14 protein-coding genes are annotated in these 15181 nt (G+C 68.2%); 1 reads left to right on the forward strand and 13 read right to left on the reverse strand.

The genetic code is table 11. The annotated features are described in order from the left end of the window. Window positions 1-10 precede the first annotated feature (10 nt). The 10 genes from D571_RS0103470 to aceE all read right to left on the reverse strand — a co-directional run bounded on the left by D571_RS0103470 (window position 11) and on the right by aceE (window position 12031). Window positions 11-613 carry an LON peptidase substrate-binding domain-containing protein gene (locus D571_RS0103470; RefSeq protein WP_018935284.1) on the reverse strand — a complete coding sequence of 201 codons (603 nt, stop codon included), beginning with the start codon at window positions 611-613 and terminating at the stop codon, window positions 11-13. Next, entirely contained in the window at window positions 610-1248 is a 639-nt protein-coding gene (locus D571_RS0103475; protein WP_018935285.1) for a flavin prenyltransferase UbiX, read from the reverse strand. The genes D571_RS0103470 and D571_RS0103475 overlap by 4 nt, the downstream gene beginning before the upstream one ends. Beyond that, the gene (gene mpl, locus D571_RS0103480; RefSeq protein ID WP_018935286.1) at window positions 1245-2639 is read right to left on the reverse strand and encodes a UDP-N-acetylmuramate:L-alanyl-gamma-D-glutamyl-meso-diaminopimelate ligase; all 1395 of its coding nucleotides are present in this window, start codon (window positions 2637-2639) and stop codon (window positions 1245-1247) included. Before mpl ends, D571_RS0103475 begins: the two co-directional genes overlap by 4 nt. Then, the gene (locus tag D571_RS0103485) at window positions 2636-3154 is read right to left on the reverse strand and encodes a hypothetical protein (protein WP_018935287.1); all 519 of its coding nucleotides are present in this window, start codon (window positions 3152-3154) and stop codon (window positions 2636-2638) included. The genes mpl and D571_RS0103485 overlap by 4 nt, the downstream gene beginning before the upstream one ends. Beyond that, window positions 3151-3933, reverse strand: a complete 783-nt coding sequence (locus D571_RS0103490) for a VacJ family lipoprotein (protein WP_018935288.1) — start codon at window positions 3931-3933, stop codon at window positions 3151-3153. The genes D571_RS0103485 and D571_RS0103490 overlap by 4 nt, the downstream gene beginning before the upstream one ends. A 4-nt stretch (window positions 3934-3937) precedes the next feature. Continuing rightward, on the reverse strand, window positions 3938-5161 hold the full coding sequence (locus D571_RS0103495; RefSeq protein WP_018935289.1) for an argininosuccinate synthase: 1224 nt from the start codon (window positions 5159-5161) through the stop codon (window positions 3938-3940). Window positions 5162-5240: 79 nt separating this feature from the next. Further along, the gene (locus D571_RS13530; RefSeq protein WP_018935290.1) at window positions 5241-6149 is read right to left on the reverse strand and encodes an OmpA family protein; all 909 of its coding nucleotides are present in this window, start codon (window positions 6147-6149) and stop codon (window positions 5241-5243) included. A 34-nt stretch (window positions 6150-6183) separates the two neighbouring features. Then, window positions 6184-7959 (reverse strand): dihydrolipoyl dehydrogenase, encoded by a 1776-nt coding sequence (gene lpdA / locus D571_RS0103505; protein WP_018935291.1) that lies wholly within the window; start codon window positions 7957-7959, stop codon window positions 6184-6186. A 16-nt stretch (window positions 7960-7975) separates the two neighbouring features. Then, window positions 7976-9340, reverse strand: a complete 1365-nt coding sequence (gene aceF, locus D571_RS0103510; RefSeq protein WP_018935292.1) for a dihydrolipoyllysine-residue acetyltransferase — start codon at window positions 9338-9340, stop codon at window positions 7976-7978. 27 nt (window positions 9341-9367) lie between these two features. Then, window positions 9368-12031: a pyruvate dehydrogenase (acetyl-transferring), homodimeric type gene (aceE, locus tag D571_RS0103515; RefSeq protein ID WP_018935293.1), complete on the reverse strand. Its 2664-nt coding sequence runs from the start codon at window positions 12029-12031 to the stop codon at window positions 9368-9370. 229 nt (window positions 12032-12260) lie between these two features. Here aceE and rnt point away from each other — a divergent pair, with 229 nt between their 5' ends. Further along, the gene (rnt, locus tag D571_RS0103520) at window positions 12261-12947 is read left to right on the forward strand and encodes a ribonuclease T (RefSeq protein WP_018935294.1); all 687 of its coding nucleotides are present in this window, start codon (window positions 12261-12263) and stop codon (window positions 12945-12947) included. Between the two features lie 63 nt (window positions 12948-13010). On the opposite strand, the gene grxD is transcribed toward rnt, so the two are convergent. The 3 genes from grxD to pth all read right to left on the reverse strand — a co-directional run bounded on the left by grxD (window position 13011) and on the right by pth (window position 15179). Beyond that, window positions 13011-13349 carry a Grx4 family monothiol glutaredoxin gene (grxD, locus tag D571_RS0103525; RefSeq protein WP_018935295.1) on the reverse strand — a complete coding sequence of 113 codons (339 nt, stop codon included), beginning with the start codon at window positions 13347-13349 and terminating at the stop codon, window positions 13011-13013. 96 nt (window positions 13350-13445) lie between these two features. Next, window positions 13446-14540, reverse strand: a complete 1095-nt coding sequence (gene ychF, locus D571_RS0103530; protein WP_018935296.1) for a redox-regulated ATPase YchF — start codon at window positions 14538-14540, stop codon at window positions 13446-13448. 42 nt (window positions 14541-14582) lie between these two features. Beyond that, window positions 14583-15179, reverse strand: coding sequence for an aminoacyl-tRNA hydrolase (pth, locus tag D571_RS0103535; RefSeq protein WP_018935297.1), 597 nt, complete (start codon window positions 15177-15179; stop codon window positions 14583-14585). Window positions 15180-15181 lie beyond the last annotated feature (2 nt).

The raw sequence follows: 15181 nt of genomic DNA on the forward strand, positions 1-15181 counted from the left end.
CCGGATGCTGTCAGGAAGACGACTGCGCGAGCATGGCCGCACGCAGCCGCTCGAGGCGATCGATCGGATCGTCCGACTCCAGCAGCGACTGCTTGATCGCGAGGTCCAGCGGCAGGAGTTCGGTCAACCGCCCGGCCACCCAGGCGGAATCGTCCGGGTGGCGCTCGAGATGTGACCAGGGCGTGCCCAGCTGGTCCAGCAGGCGCTCCAGCAGCTCGGCCAGCGAGGCATAGTCCACCGGCAGACTGACCGCCGGCCACTCGTCCAGCGGCTCCACTTCCCCCACCCACAGGCCGTCGGCCCCGCGACGCGGCTGGTGGATGCGCTGGCGTTGCGCGCCCCGCGCCAGGATCCCCAGCAGACCATCGGGACGCTGGTCCCAGTCGATGATGCGGGCTTCGGTTCCCAGGGAATGAAAGCCCACGCTCGGGTCCGCCTCCGACGGGGCTTCCTCGCCCTCGGCCGGGGGTTCGATCGCCACCACCACGAAGCCGCTGTCATCGCGCATGCAGCGTCGCACCATGTCCAGATAACGCGTCTCGAAGATGCGCAGCGGCAACATGCCGCCCGGAAACAGTACGGTATTGAGCGGGAACAGCGGGAGCGTCTTCATTCGCGGCCTTCCTCGTCCATCCGGCCCTCCGCGGCCCCCCAGCGGGGCCCCAGCGCATGTTCGACCTGCAGATGATCCAGGACCCGGGCGACCATGAAGTCGACCAGGTCGGCGATACCCTCGGGGCGATGGTAGAACGCCGGGTTGGCCGGCATCACCACCGCGCCCATGCGCGCCAGCCGCAGCATGTTTTCCAGGTGGATCTCCGAGAACGGCGTCTCGCGCACCACCAGCACCAGCCGCCGACGCTCCTTCAGCACCACGTCGGCGGCGCGCTCGATCAGCCCGCGCGAGGCACCGCCGGCCACCGCCGCCACCGTGGCCGTGGTACAGGGGCACACCACCATCGCCTCGGGAACCGCCGACCCGCTGGCCACCGGCGCGGTCCACTGATCCTGGCCGTAGCAGTGGATCTGACCCGGCGCGGCACCGTAGCGTTCCGTGAAGAAACGGGCGATCTCGACCGGACGCCCGGGCACGGCCAGATCGGTCTCCAGCCCCAGCACCACCTGGCCCGGCTTCGACACCATCAGGTGCACCTCGACCCCGGCCGCGACCAGGCATTCCAGCAGGCGCAGGCCGTAGGGCGCGCCCGAGGCGCCGGTCAGCGCCAGGGCGATGCGGCGCCGGCTCATGACCGCTCCTCCCGCAGACGGTCGATCAGGCGCTGGTGCAGCCCGTCGAACCCGCCGTTGCTCATGATCACCAGGGTATCGCCGGCCCGCAGGTCACCCGGCAGGTCCTGCAGCAGGTCGTCCACCGAGGCGGCCACCGACAGCCGCTCCTCCAGCCGGGTGCGCAGCGGGCCGATCGACCAGTCCAGGTCCGGCGGGCGGTACAGATGCACCGCGTCGGCACGATCCAGGGCCTCGCTGAGGGCACCGGCGTGCACGCCCATGCGCATGGTGTTGGAACGTGGCTCCAGCGCCACCAGCAGGCGCCCGCCTTCCGGCAGGCCACCGCGCAGACCCTCCAGGGTCATGCGGATCGCGGTGGGGTGGTGAGCGAAATCATCAAGGATGCGCACCCCTTCGATCTCCGCCCGCAGCTCCTGGCGCCGGCGCACGCCGCGAAACTCCGGCAGCGCGGCGAGACCGGTCTCCAGCGGGACCCCGGCATGGCGGGCCGCCGCCAGCGCGGACAGCGCGTTCGCCTGGTTGTGCAGGCCGCACATCCCCCACTCCACCTCCCCGGCGGTCCGCTCACCCTGCAGGACCCGGAAGCGGCTGCCGTCCGCGTTCAGCGAACGCGCGCATAGCGCCGCCTGCGGGGCCTCGGCCATGCCGGTGGCCAGACGCTCCACCGGGGTCCAGCAGCCAGCCTCCAGCACCCGCTCCAGCGCGGGGTCGTCATGCGGCATCAGGATCTTTCCCTGCCCCGGTACCGTGCGGACCAGATGATGGAACTGGCGCTCGATGGCGGCGAGATCCGGGTAGATATCGGCATGATCAAACTCCAGATTGTTCAGCACCAGGGTCCGCGGGCGGTAATGGACGAATTTGGCGCGCTTGTCGAAAAACGCACTGTCGTATTCATCCGCCTCGATCACGAAGAATGGCGACTCGCCAAGACGCGCACTCACGCCGAAGTTGCCGGGCACCCCGCCGATCAGGAAACCCGGTGCCATGCCCGCATACTCCAGGATCCAGGCCAGCAGCGAACTGGTGGTGGTCTTGCCGTGGGTGCCGGCAACCGCCAGCACCCAGCGGTCGTGCAGCACATGTTCGGCCAGCCACTGCGGGCCGGAGACATACGGCTGCCCCCGATCCAGCATCGCCTCGATCACCGGCATGCCGCGAGTCATCACGTTGCCCACCACCACCGGCACGTCCGACGGCAGGGCGGCGGCGTCGTAGCCGGCGTGATACGGGATGTTCGCGGCCTCCAGCTGCTCGCTCATGGGCGGATAAAGCGCCTGCCCGTCGGCCCCGCTGACCCGGTAGCCACGGGCGCGCGCCAGCTGCGCCAGCCCGCCCATGAAGGTGCCGCCGATCCCGAGGATGTGCAGGTCGGCGGAACGGCTCATGCGACCACGGCCCCGGTCACCCCCTGGGTGATCACCGACGAGATCAGCACGAAGCCCAGTGCGATCACCACCCCGGCCATGCGGTTCGACAGCTCCAGTGCCTGATGCAGGATGTGACCGTAAACGAACAGCAACCAGCCCAGCAGTGCCAGCATGCCCAGTACGGCCAGCGCCGGGGCCTCCCCGGCCTCGGGGTCGATGGGGGCAACCAGGGTCAGCAGCGCCATCAGCAGGCCGAGAATCGCCCCGGTGCCCACCATCGCGGTATAGGTCTGCACCTGACGCCCGACAAAGCCCTGAAACCGTAGCGCCAGCGCCACGAAACCGAACAGCACGGCCACATCCACCAGGTTCATGATCAGGGCCGGGGTCGCGCCATACATCGGCACGCCGATCGCGAGCCCCACGGCGACCGCGACCCCGGTCCAGAACACCGCGAGCGCGGGATCCGCCGGCAGATCCTGCGGCCCCTGCCGGGCCCGCAGGATGTCCAGCATCACCAGCAGGCCGTTCACTCCTCGGCCTCCATGGCTTCCAGTGCCTCCAGTTCCTCGAGCTCGTCCAGCATCTCCTCGGCCCTTTCGTCCGCCTGACGCCCCCCGGTGAGGAAGTCCCGCCGCTGCAGCCAGGCCCGGCGCATGGCGATGTAGGGATCGTCGGAGAGCTGCTCGATCAGCGCCTCGGTTTCGATCAGACCGGCACGCATGTCGATCACGTCGACCACCACCAGACCGACCCACAGCGGGGTACGATCCCGCCGGATGGTGCTCAGGTTGCGCGGATTGGTATGGCCGTCCACCAGCCGGGCGGGCGCATCCCGCGCGGTGCTCGGCCCCAGCAGAGGCAGCTGGAGATAGGGACCGGAGGGTACGCCCCAGGCCCCCAGGGTCAGGCCGAAATCCTGGTTGTTCTTGTCCAGCCCCATTGGCGAGGCGACGTCGATCAGCCCGCCGAGCCCGAAGGTGGTGTTGAACATCAGCCGGCCGCTGTCCGAGGCGGCATCCTCCAGGTTGCCCTGCAACAGGTTGTTGAACAGGACGGTTACGTCGTTGAGGTTGGAGAAGAAATTGCCGACGCCGGCCTGCACCGTGTCGGGCAGGCGGCGGTACTGGACCGCCGTGGGGCGCAGCACGGCCTGATCGACCTCCTGGTTGAAGGCGAACATCGCGCGGTTATAGGACTCCCACGGATCATCCGGGTGACGATCCTCGGACGGCACGCTGGCACAGCCCACCAGTCCGGCCAGCAGCCCGATCACGGCCGCACGCCACAGACCTCGCCAGGCCAGCGCCATGGCGTCAGGTCCCGCTGCGGTTGCGGCTGGCCGCGATCCGCAGGCGCAGCGCGTTGAGCCGGATGAAGCCCTCGGCGTCCTTCTGGTCGTAGGCGCCGGCATCGTCCTCGAAGGTCGCGATGGACTCGTCGAACAGGCTGTCCGGCGACTGGCGACCGGCCACCATCACGTTGCCCTTGTACAGGCGCAGGCGGACCTCGCCGTTGACCACGCCCTGGGACTCGTCGATCGCGGCCTGCAGCATGCGCCGTTCGGGGCTCCACCAGTAGCCGTTGTAGATGATGCTGGCGTAGCGCGGCATCAGCTCGTCCTTCAGGTGGGCGGCCTCGCGATCCAGGGTGATCGACTCCAGCGCGCGGCGCGCGCGCAGCAGGATGGTACCGCCCGGGGTCTCGTAGCAGCCGCGCGACTTCATGCCGACATAGCGGTTCTCCACGATGTCCAGCCGGCCGATGCCGTGGGCCCCGCCGCGCTCGTTGAGCTTCGACAGCAGCGCTGCCGGAGACAGTTGCTCGCCGTTGATGGAGACCGGGTCACCGTTCTCGAAGCCGATGGTGAGGACCTCGGGCTCGTCCGGCGCCGCCTCGGGCGACACTGACCAGCGCCACATGTCCTCCTCGGAGTCGGTCCACGGATCCTCCAGCGGGCCGCCCTCGTAGGAGATGTGCAGCAGGTTGGCGTCCATCGAGTACGGCGACTTCTTGCCCGCCTGGGCATAGTCCACCGGGATGCCGTGCTGTTCGGCGTACGCCATCAGGCGTTCGCGCGAGTTCAGGTCCCATTCGCGCCACGGGGCGATCACCTCGATGCCCGGCTTGAGCGCGTAGGCGCCCAGTTCGAAGCGCACCTGGTCGTTGCCCTTGCCGGTGGCGCCGTGGGCGATCGCATCCGCCCCGGTCTCCTCGGCGATCTCCACCAGCCGGCGGGCGATCAGCGGCCGCGCGATGGAGGTACCCAGCAGATACTCGCCCTCGTAGACCGTATTGGCGCGGAACATCGGGAAGACATAGTCGCGCACGAAGGTCTCGCGCAGGTCCTCGATGTAGATCTGCTTCACGCCCAGCGCCTCGGCCTTGGCCCGAGCCGGCTCGACCTCCTCGCCCTGCCCCAGATCGGCGGTGAAGGTGATGACCTCGCAGCCGTACTGCTCCTCCAGCCACTTGAGGATCACGGAGGTGTCCAGGCCGCCGGAATAGGCGAGGACGACGCGCTTGATGTTGGAACTCATGGGCATGCAATCCTTGTTGTTCTGCGACCCCGGGGATGGCCCGGAGGGTTGAAATGTCAGGGGGCCGGCGACCTTTAGCTCACCAGCCGGTGCCGCCGCCCGGCTCCACCGGCTGCGGCACCGGCGCGGGCTCGTCGCCGGGATCCGGTTCGGGCGCAGGCCGGTCCTCCGCACCCTCGCGTTCGCCCAGCCACAGGATCTCGGCCCGGCGGGCGTCGGCATCCTCGCCGTCCACACCCGGCGCGACGCCGGCGCCCTCGACCTCGATCTCCGCGCGGCGCAGCCCGGCCTTTTCCAGGACCTCGCGAACGCCTTCGGCCCGCTGACGGCTGATCCGCCGGTTCAGCCTGTCCGGGCCTTCGCCGTCGGTCAAGCCGGTCACCCGCAGGCGCGGGCCTTCGACCCCTTCCAGGGTCGCCACCGCGGTCTCCAGTACGGCGCGCGCATCGGCGTCGAGGTCCACGCGTCCGGAATCAAAATAGACCACCCAGCGTTCGCGTGCCGGTTCGCTGTCCGTGGCCTCGGGCGCCGGATCATGCGTCGCGCGGCAGGCGCGGAAACCATCGATCCGGCGGCCGAAGCGGATCGCACGGAAATGGACGATGTTGTCGCTGTCAGGAAAACCAATGCGCACGTCCTGACCGGCGAGCAGGCGGGATTTCAGTTCGGCCACCCGGGCGTCCGGCACCCGGAAGCGCCCGTCCGGCCCGGCCCGCAGGGTCAGCGCCAGCGGTTCGGGTCCGCCTGCCGGCAGCCATTCCGGGGCCCCGGTCTCCAGCGGAGCCCGGTCCCCGGACTGCGGCGTCCCGGGCGGATCCCAGAACGCGCGCACCGCCAGCCCGGGACGGGTCTCGAACTGCAGGGTACCGCCGTTGCGCACCTCCTGCTGCAGCCGGCACAGATCATCGATCTCCACGCGGGTCCAGTCGGATCGCTCCAGCGACTCCTGAAACAGCGTGCCGGCCGCCGTCGGGATGGCCAGAAACATCAGCCCGGCACCTAGAAGCCAGGCGGATACGAGACTATTTCTTTGGCGGCAGGATGTCGGTGATCGAGCCATGCGCGGCCTCGGCGGCGAATGCCACCGTCTCGCTGAGCGTCGGATGCGGATGCACGGTCAGGCCGATGTCCTCCATCTCCGCCCCCATCTCCAGCGCCAGCATCGCCTCGCCGATCAGGTCGCCGGCGGACGGCCCGACCAGCCCGGCGCCGATCACCCGGCCCTCGGCGTCGAACAGCAGCTTGGTCATGCCGTCCTCGGCGCCCAGCGCGATTGCCCGGCCGGAGGCGGCCCAGGGGAACACGCCCTTGGTATATTCGATGCCGTCGGCCTTCGCCTGTTCCTCGGTCACGCCCATCCACGCGACCTCCGGGTGGGTGTAGGCCACCGAGGGGATCGCGCGCGCGTCGAAGTGCACCTTGTGCCCGGCGATCACCTCGGCGGCGACCTTGCCCTCGTGGGTCGCCTTGTGCGCCAGCATCGGCTGGCCGACCACGTCGCCGATGGCGAAGATGTGCTCGACATTGGTGCGCTGCTGGCTGTCGACCTCGATAAAGCCGCGCTCGCTGACCTGTACCCCGGCGGCCTCGGCGTTGATCTTCGCGCCGTTCGGGCTGCGCCCCACGGCCACCAGCACGCGGTCGAAGGTGTCCTCTTCCGGCAGGCCCTTCGCCTCGCCCTCGAAACGGCAGACGATGCCCTGATCGGTGGCCTCGGCCCCGCTGACCTTGCTCTTGAGGAAGATGTTCTCGAAACGCTTCTTCGCGCGCTTCTCGAACGGGCGCACGATGTCGCGGTCCGCCCCCGGCATCAGGGTGTCGGACAGCTCGACCACCGTGACCTTCGTGCCCAGCGACTCGTACACGCAGGCCATCTCCAGGCCGATGATGCCGCCGCCGACCACCAGCATGCGCTCGGGGATGTCGGCCAGATCCAGCGCATCGGTGGAATCCATCACCCGGTCGTCGTCCCAGGGGAAGCCGGGCAGTTTCACCGCCTGCGAGCCGACGGAGATGATCGCGTGCTCGAATCCGATCACCTCGCGGCCATTGTCGCCCTCGACGGCGATGCTGTGGGCCCCGGTGAATTCGCCGACGCCCTGCACCACGCGCACCTTGCGCTGCTTGGCCAGCTGCTTCAGGCCGCCGGTCAGCTTCTTGACCGTCTTGTCCTTGTAGCCGCGCAGGCCGTCAAGGTCGATCTCCGGTTCACCGAACTTGATGCCCAGCTCGGCGAAGCGCTCGGCCTCGTGCAGTACCTCGCCGGCGTGCAGCAGCGCCTTGGACGGGATGCAGCCGACGTTCAGGCAGACCCCGCCGATCTGCGGATAGCGTTCGACCATCACCACGTCCAGCCCCAGGTCCGCGGCGCGGAACGCGGCGGTGTAGCCGCCGGGGCCGGAGCCCAGCACCAGCACCTGGCACTGGCTGTCGGTATTCGGGTCGGCCGCGGCCTGCGGCGCCGGGGCGGAGGACGCCCCGGCCGCGCCTGCGGACTCGGAGCCTGCGCTCCCGGTGTCCCCGGCCGGGGCGGAGGCTTCGCCGCCCGCCGCTTCCCCGCCCGTCTCCAGCTCCAGGATCGGATCCCCCTGAGACACCCGCTGGCCGGTCTTCACGTGCACGGCCTTGACCGTACCCGCCTGCGGTGCCGGGACATCGATGGTCGCCTTGTCCGATTCGAGCGTGATCAGCGGGTCTTCCGGGGCGATGGTGCTGCCCGACTGGACCAGGACCTCGATGATCTCGACGTCCTTGAAGTCGCCGATGTCGGGGACCTCGACGGTGGTGGTCTGACTCATGACAAAGCTCCGGTCGTTACAGCAGCATGCGCCGCATGTCGGACAGCAGCGCGCTCAGCGTGGTGGTGAAGCGGGCGCCCAGGGCCCCGTCGATCACCCGGTGGTCGTAGGACAGCGCCATCGGCAGCACCAGACGCGGCTCGAATTCCTCGCCGTTCCAGACCGGCTGCATCGAGGCCTTCGACACCCCGAGGATGGCGACCTCCGGGGCATTGACGATGGGCGTGAACTGGGTGCCGCCGATGCCGCCGAGGCTGGAGATGGTCAGGCAGCCGCCCTGCATGTCGGCGGGCTTGAGTTTCTTCTCGCGCGCCCGTTTCGACAGGTCCATCAGTTCGGAGGCGATGTCCACCAGACTCTTGCGGTCGACGTCGCGTACCACCGGAACCACCAGACCATCCGGCGTATCCACGGCCACGCCCAGGTGGTAGTACTGCTTGATCACCAGGTTCTCGCCGGTCGCGTCCAGCGAGGCATTGAAGCGCGGGTATTCCTTGAGCGCGGAGACCACCGCTTTCATCAGGAACGGCAGGAAGGTGATCTTGACCCCCTGCTTCTCGTATTCGGCCTTCAGCGATTTGCGGAAGTCCTCCAGCTCGGTGATGTCGGCCTCGTCGAACTGCGTCACGTGCGGGACGGTGACCCAGTTGCGATGCAGGTTCTGGCCGGTGAGCCGGTTGATCTTCGACAGCGGCCGGGTCTCGATCGGTCCGAACTCGGAGAAATCGATCTCCGGCATGGGTTCGACCCCCAGTCCGGAACCGGCGGGCTGGCTGAGCGCGCGCTTGACGAAGGCCTGCACGTCCTCGCGCAGGATGCGCCCCTTGCGACCGCTCCCCTCGACCTTGGACAGGTCGACCCCGAGCTCGCGCGCGAACTTGCGCACCACGGGCGAGGCGTGGGCGCGACGGAACGCGGACTCGTTCTCGATATGGGCGGTGGGCGATGGCCGCGGGCCGCCCTGGCCGGCCAGCGCGCCGGTACCCCCCGAGTCGCCGGCCGATGCCCTGGCCGGCGCGGACCCGGTATCCGGCGCGCTGGCCGCTGCCGCGGATGCCGATTCTTCGCCACCGGTGGAGGCAGCCGGCTCGGCGGCGGCCTCCGCCGGAGCTTCCCCGGCACCACTGGCGGCAGCCTCGTCCGCGGGTGCCAGTTCGAGGATCGCATCCCCCTGCGAGACGCGGTCCCCGGCCTTGACCTTCATGCCCTGCACGGTACCGCCCTGCGGTGCCGGGATCTCGATGGAGGCCTTGTCCGACTCCAGGGTGATCAGCGGGTCCTCGGGCGCCACGGTGTCACCCGGCTTGACCAGTACCTCGATGATCTCGACGTCCTTGAAGTCACCGATGTCGGGGACTTCAACCGTAATCGTGTCGCTCATGTCTGCTCCTGCCTCGGGACGCCGGCCTCAGGCCTGCAGGGGATTGGGACGATCGGTATCGATCTCGTATTTGTCGATCGCCTCGCGGACGGTCTTCGCCTCGACGGTCCCGGCATCGGCCAGGGCCTTCAGCGCGGTCACCGCGATGTGGTAGCGGTCGACCTCGAAGTGGCGCCGTAGCGCGGAGCGCAGGTCCGAACGGCCGAAACCGTCGGTGCCCAGCACGCGATAGTCGGCCGGCACATAGGCGCGGATCTGATCGGCGAAGTTCGACACGTAGTCGGTGGCCGCGACCACCGGCGCCCCGGAGTCGCCCAGGCACTGCTCGACCCAGCTGCGACGGGGCTTCGCGTCCGGATGCAGTCGGGCATGGCGCTCGCAGTCGCGACCGTCACGCGCCAGCTCGGTGAAACTGGTCGCGCTCCAGACTTCGGCCGACACGCCGAAGTCCTGCTCCAGCAGCGCCGCGGCCTCGATCGCCTCGCGCAGGATAGTGCCGGAACCCAGCAGGCGGACCTTCTTTTTCTTGCGTCCGCCGGCCTGGAAGCGATACAGGCCACGGCGGATGCCCTCTTCGGCGCCCTCCGGCATCGCCGGCTGATGGTAGTTCTCGTTCATCGCCGTGATGTAGTAGAAGACACTCTCCTGCTCGCGGAACATGCGCCGCATGCCGTCCTGCACGATCACCGCCAGCTCGTAGGCGAACGTCGGATCGTAGGCGATGCAGTTGGGCACGTTGGCCGCCATCATGTGGCTGTGGCCGTCGTTGTGCTGCAGCCCTTCGCCGGCCAGGGTGGTGCGCCCGGCGGTGCCGCCGATCAGGAACCCGCGCGCCCGCTGGTCGCCGGCGGCCCAGATCAGGTCGCCGATGCGCTGGAACCCGAACATCGAGTAGAAGATGTAGAACGGGATGGTCGCCACGCCGTGGGTGGAGTAGGACGTCGCGGCGGCGATCCAGGAGGAGATCGAGCCGGCCTCGTTGATCCCTTCCTCCAGGATCTGGCCGCCCTTGTCCTCCTTGTAATACATCACCTGGTCCTTGTCCTGCGGCTCGTAGAGCTGGCCGACCGAGGAATAGATGCCCAGCTGGCGGAACAGGCCTTCCATGCCGAAGGTACGCGCCTCGTCCGGCACGATCGGGACCACGTGCCGGCCGATCTTCTTGTCACGCGCGAGGATCTGCAGCATGCGCACGAAGGCCATGGTGGTGGACATCTCGCGGTCGCCGGAATCCTCCATCAGGGCGGAGAAGGCATCCAGTTCCGGGACCTCCAGCGGCGTGGTCATGTGCCGGCGCTGCGGCAGATAGCCGCCCAGGGCTTTCCGCCGCTCGTGCATGTACTGCATCTCTTCGGAGTCGGGATCCGGCTTGACGTACTCGGCGCGTTCGACCTGCTCGTCGGACAGCGGGATATTGAAGCGGTCACGGAAGTGCTTCATGTCCTCCGTGTCCATCTTCTTCTGACTGTGAGTGCGGTTCTGGGCCTCGCCCGCCGACCCCATGCCGTAGCCCTTCACGGTGTGCGCCAGGATCACGGTCGGCTGTCCGGTATGCTCCATGGCCTCCTTGTAGGCCGCGTAGACCTTCACCGGGTCGTGCCCGCCGCGATTCAGGCGCCAGATCTCCTCGTCGGACATGTTGGCGACCATCGCCTTGAGCTCCGGATACTTGCCGAAGAAGTGCTCGCGCACGTAGGCCCCGTCATTGGCCTTGTAGTTCTGGAAGTCGCCGTCGACCGCTTCCATCATGCGTTTCTGCAGCAGGCCGTCGGTGTCCTTGGCCAGCAGCGGCTCCCAGTAGCGCCCCCAAAGGACCTTGATGACGTTCCAGCCGGCGCCACGGAAGATCGCCTCCAGCTCCTGCACGATCTTGCCGTTGCCGCGCACCGGACCATCCAGGCGCTGCAGGTTGCAGTTCACCACCCAGGTCAGGTTGTCGAGTTTCTCGCGCGAGGCCAGGGTAATCGCCCCCATGGTCTCGGGCTCGTCGACCTCGCCGTCGCCGACGAAGCTCCAGACATGACGATTCGCGGTCTGCGCCAGCCCGCGATCCTGCAGGTAGCGCATGAACCGTGCCTGGTAGATGCTCATGATCGGGCCCAGTCCCATGGACACCGTCGGGAACTGCCAGAAGTCCGGCATCAGCCAGGGATGCGGGTAGGAGGACAGGCCCTTGCCGTCCACCTCGCGGCGGAAATGATCCAGCTGCTCCTCGGTGAGACGTCCCTCGAGGAAGGCGCGGGCATAGATGCCGGGCGAGGAATGTCCCTGGGCGAACACCAGATCGCCACCATGCTCGTGTGACGGGGCCCGCCAGAAATGATTGAAACCGACGTCATAGAGCGTGGCTCCGGAAGCAAAGGACGCGATGTGCCCGCCCAGTTCCGGCGACACCCGGTTGGCCTTGACCACCATCGCCATCGCGTTCCAGCGGATGTAGGAACGGATGCGGTGCTCCAGCGCCCCGTCGCCGGGGTAGACCGGCTCGAGATGCGGCGGAATGGTGTTCACGTATGCGGTGTTGGCCGAGTACGGGAGGTAGGCGCCGCTGCGCCGGGCCTTGTCCACCAGGGCCTCCAGCAGGGCATGAGCCCGCTCGGGACCGTCGGCCTCCATCACGGAGGCGAGGGCGTCGATCCACTCCTGGGTTTCCTGCGGATCGATGTCGTTCGGGATGGCGTTCGGGTCCATGCGTCTTCCCCTGAAAACGGGTTGGGAAACGGGTCGCGGGCGCGGGGCCTTGCCACCGGGCGCGGGGCGGTTCTGCTAACATGCCGCGGCCCGGGCGGACAGAAAGGCGCAAGTATCCCGACTGTGCTGCCAGCAGGTCAAGCGAAAGCGTTCTATGGCGCCGATCTCCCGTAAAACAGGGGCGAAGTGAACAGATCTTCCCGGAACCGATCCGAACCAAGGTAACCGCATGGCCGCACCCGCCCAGCTCGAACCCTCGCACCGCCCGATGGCCCACCGCTTCCGCGGCTTTCTGCCCGTGGTGGTGGACGTGGAGACCGGCGGCTTCGACTGCGAACGCCACGCCCTGCTGCAGGTCGCGGCGGTGTTCCTGCGCCGCAACGAACAGGACCGCCTGGAGCGCGCCCACACCGTCAGCCTGCACGTGCGTCCTTTCGAAGGGTCGGAGATGGATCCGAAATCGCTGGAGGTCAACGGGATCGACCCCTATCACCCGCTGCGCGCGGCCTGGCCGGAAGACCAGGCCATGGGGCGACTGTTCAGCGAGGTACGCCGCGAGGTCAAGCTGAACCTGTGCAAGCGCGCGATCCTGGTGGGTCACAACGCCCATTTCGACCTCGGCTTCGTGCACAAGGCCGCGGAGCGCTGCGGCATCAAGCGCAACCCCTTCCACCCGTTCAGCAGCCTGGACACGGTGACGCTGTCCGCGCTGGCCTACGGCCAGACCGTGCTCGCGCGTGCAGCGCGTGCCGCCGGACTGGAGTGGGACAACGAGTCGGCCCACAGCGCGGCCTTCGATGCCGAGAAGACCGCCGACGTGTTCTGCGCGGTCGCCAACCACTGGCAGGACCACATCGGCGTGCCGCAGGCCGCGCTGCAGCTGCCCGACCCCGAGGAACTGCCGCCCGGCAGCTGAGCACAAAAAAGGCCCGTCACCGCGATCGCGGTGACGGGCCGGGCACGGAGCGGGCCGGTCGCTTCAGCCGGCGTTGCGCTGGGCGTGCTTGTCGTGGGCCTCGTCGACCATCTTCTTCAGCTCACCGCTCTCGAACATCTCAAGGGTAATGTCGCAGCCCCCGATCAGCTCGCCGTCGATGTAGACCTGCGGGAAGGTCGGCCAGTCCGCGAAGCGCGGCAGATTCTGCATGACTTCCTGGTCGGCGATCACGTTCACGTAGCCGAATTCGCGCTCGCAGCGCTTCAGCGCCTCGACCGCGCGGCTGGAGAAGCCGCACATCGGGAACTGCGGGCTCCCCTTCATGAAGATCACGACCGGGTTTTCTTCCACCTGCTGGCGAATGCGGTCCATTACGTCCATCGCTGTACTCCTGATTCGGGCCTGTTGGGTGTTTGCGTCAAGGAACGGCAGCGGACGGGGCTTGCCCGACCCCGCAGCAAAGTCCGACCGTGATGGTCAGACATTAAAGCGAAAATGTACAACATCCCCCTCGCGCATGACGTATTCCTTGCCTTCGAGACGCCATTTGCCGACATCCTTCGCCCCCTGCTCGCCGCCGTGCGCCACGTAATCGTCGTAGCCGACCACCTCGGCTCGAATGAATCCTTTCTCGAAGTCGGTGTGGATCACCCCGGCGGCCTGCGGCGCGGTCGAGCCCCGCCGCACGGTCCAAGCGCGCACCTCCTTCTCCCCGGCGGTGAAGAAGGTCTGCAGGTCCAGCAGCTCATAAGCAGTGCGGATCACCCGATCCAGGCCCGGCTCCTCCAGCCCCAGATCGGCCAGGAACTCGGCGCGCTCCTCGGGTTCCAGCACCGCGATCTCGGCCTCGATGGCGGCGCACACGCTTACCACCTGCGCCCCTTCCTCGGCGGCCTTATCCCGCACCGCCCTCACCTGCTCGTTGTCCTCGGCCAGACCGGCCTCGTCCACGTTGGCGATGTACATCAGCGGCTTGATGGTCAGCAGATGCAGGTCGTAGAGCAGCCCGAGCTCCTCGGGCTCCAGGGCCTGGGCCCGCACCGGGATGCCTTCGCCCAGACCCTCGGCGACCTTCTCCGCGGCACGCAGGCGGGCGATCGCTTCCTTGTCCTGAGACTTGGCCGCCCGGGTCAGGCGGGTAAGGGCCTTGTTGACGGTCTCGAGATCCGCAAGCATCAGCTCGGTACTGATGGTCTCGATGTCCGCCAGCGGATCCACGCGTCCGGATACGTGCACGATGTCGTCGTCCTCGAAGCAGCGAACCACCTGAGCGATGGCGTCGGTCTCGCGGATGTGCGCGAGGAACTGGTTGCCCAGCCCCTCGCCCTGGGCGGCCCCGGAGACCAGCCCGGCGATGTCGACGAACTCCACGGTGGTGGGCAGCACCCGTTCGGGCGAGACCAGCTCGGCGAGCTTCGCCAGCCGCGGGTCCGGCACTTCCACCACGCCCACGTTGGGGTCGATGGTGCAGAACGGGTAGTTTTCCGCCGCGATTTCCGCACGGGTGAGGGCGTTGAACAGGGTCGACTTGCCGACGTTCGGCAGGCCGACGATGCCGCATTTCAGGCTCATGGGATTTCCTCGGATGTAACTCGGTGCTGGCTCGGTGCGGGCTCAGCCGGAGCCACGGCCGTGCAGGTTGCGCACGGCCTCGTCCCAGCGTCCCGCGAGCAGGGCCGGGATCTCGCGGGCCGCATCCTGCAGGGCGGCGTCGATCGCCCGGGCATCGTCGCGCCCCGGCCGATCCAGCACGTAGGGCACGACCTGATCGCGCTCCCCGGGATGCCCGATGCCAACGCGCAGACGACTGTACTCGGGGCCGCCCAGGTGCCGGTGCAGGTCCCGCAGGCCATTGTGTCCGCCGTGCCCGCCGCCATGCTTCAGGCGGACCACCCCGGGCTCGAGATCCAGCTCGTCGTGGACCACCAGGATCTCCTCCGGGGCGATGCGGTAGAAATCGGTGCATTTGCGCACCGGCAGACCGCTCTTATTCATGAAGGACATCGGCTTGAGCAGCCAGGCGTCGCCTTCGGGCAGGGTCAGCCGGGCCGCCTCGCCGTCGAAGCGACCTTCCGCGCGAAACCGGGTACCGTGGTCGCGGGCCAGGGCATCCACAAACCAGAAGCCCGCGTTATGCCGGGTTTCGGCGTAACGCGGGCCCGGGTTGCCCAGACCGACCACCAGACGGATCGGTGCGTTCGGGCGGGTCATGC

Source organism: Thioalkalivibrio sp. ALJ24, from assembly GCF_000377785.1.
Classification (GTDB): Bacteria; Pseudomonadota; Gammaproteobacteria; order Ectothiorhodospirales; family Ectothiorhodospiraceae; genus Thioalkalivibrio.

What these genes read in the sequence shown, in the direction of transcription:
- D571_RS0103470 (WP_018935284.1), bottom strand. Translation starts at nt 613, where the DNA reads ATGAAGACGCTCCCGCTGTTCCCGCTCAATACCGTACTGTTTCCGGGC.
- D571_RS0103475 (WP_018935285.1), bottom strand. Translation starts at nt 1,248, where the DNA reads ATGAGCCGGCGCCGCATCGCCCTGGCGCTGACCGGCGCCTCGGGCGCG.
- mpl (WP_018935286.1), bottom strand. Translation starts at nt 2,639, where the DNA reads ATGAGCCGTTCCGCCGACCTGCACATCCTCGGGATCGGCGGCACCTTC.
- D571_RS0103490 (WP_018935288.1), bottom strand. Translation starts at nt 3,933, where the DNA reads ATGGCGCTGGCCTGGCGAGGTCTGTGGCGTGCGGCCGTGATCGGGCTG.
- D571_RS0103495 (WP_018935289.1), bottom strand. Translation starts at nt 5,161, where the DNA reads ATGAGTTCCAACATCAAGCGCGTCGTCCTCGCCTATTCCGGCGGCCTG.
- D571_RS13530 (WP_018935290.1), bottom strand. Translation starts at nt 6,149, where the DNA reads ATGTTTCTGGCCATCCCGACGGCGGCCGGCACGCTGTTTCAGGAGTCG.
- lpdA (WP_018935291.1), bottom strand. Translation starts at nt 7,959, where the DNA reads ATGAGTCAGACCACCACCGTCGAGGTCCCCGACATCGGCGACTTCAAG.
- aceF (WP_018935292.1), bottom strand. Translation starts at nt 9,340, where the DNA reads ATGAGCGACACGATTACGGTTGAAGTCCCCGACATCGGTGACTTCAAG.
- aceE (WP_018935293.1), bottom strand. Translation starts at nt 12,031, where the DNA reads ATGGACCCGAACGCCATCCCGAACGACATCGATCCGCAGGAAACCCAG.
- rnt (WP_018935294.1), top strand. Translation starts at nt 12,261, where the DNA reads ATGGCCGCACCCGCCCAGCTCGAACCCTCGCACCGCCCGATGGCCCAC.
- grxD (WP_018935295.1), bottom strand. Translation starts at nt 13,349, where the DNA reads ATGGACGTAATGGACCGCATTCGCCAGCAGGTGGAAGAAAACCCGGTC.
- ychF (WP_018935296.1), bottom strand. Translation starts at nt 14,540, where the DNA reads ATGAGCCTGAAATGCGGCATCGTCGGCCTGCCGAACGTCGGCAAGTCG.
- pth (WP_018935297.1), bottom strand. Translation starts at nt 15,179, where the DNA reads ATGACCCGCCCGAACGCACCGATCCGTCTGGTGGTCGGTCTGGGCAAC.